Source organism: Streptococcus sp. GMD4S (assembly GCF_000296955.1).
Genome location: NZ_AJRE01000428.1, coordinates 1 through 518 on the forward strand (window position 1 = coordinate 1; position 518 = coordinate 518).

Sequence of the window (518 nt, forward strand, 5' to 3'; positions counted from 1 at the left end):
AAGGGAAACATAAGCAAACCAAACATCGTCATCAACACCTTCTTCACTTTATTCATAGAAGAGCCTCCTTTTATTTTTATACTTTATTGTTGTATAAATAATACTCCTCTCATTTTCGTTTGTCAAGAAAAAACTGTATTTTATTTCATTAAAATCAAGAAAAAGCTTATTATATGATATATTTTTACATATAATAAGCTTATTTATACTATTTGAGTTTTTAAAAATACAATTACCCAATTACAGGTAAGATGAAGAGATCAATGAACTCGCCACATTCTCTTTCACAATTCAATAACTCGATGGCATTGTTGAGCTACATAGGCATCGTGGGTAACGATAATGACCGTTTTCCCTTCCTTGTTCATATCTAAGAGAAAGTTTAAAACCAAATCTCGATTTTCAGGGTCTAGAGAGCCGGTTGGTTCATCTGCTAACAGGAGCTGACTCGGTTTTAAAATGGCTCTAGCAACTGCGATTCGTTGCTGTTCCCCTCCAGATAACTCTGAAACCTTCTG

At 34.0% G+C, this 518-nt stretch carries 1 protein-coding gene; it reads right to left on the reverse strand.

The window, feature by feature from the left end:
• Window positions 1–284: 284 nt before the first annotated feature.
• On the reverse strand, window positions 285–518 hold a 234-nt coding region (locus GMD4S_RS10325), incomplete at its 5' end, for an ATP-binding cassette domain-containing protein (protein ID WP_000302439.1).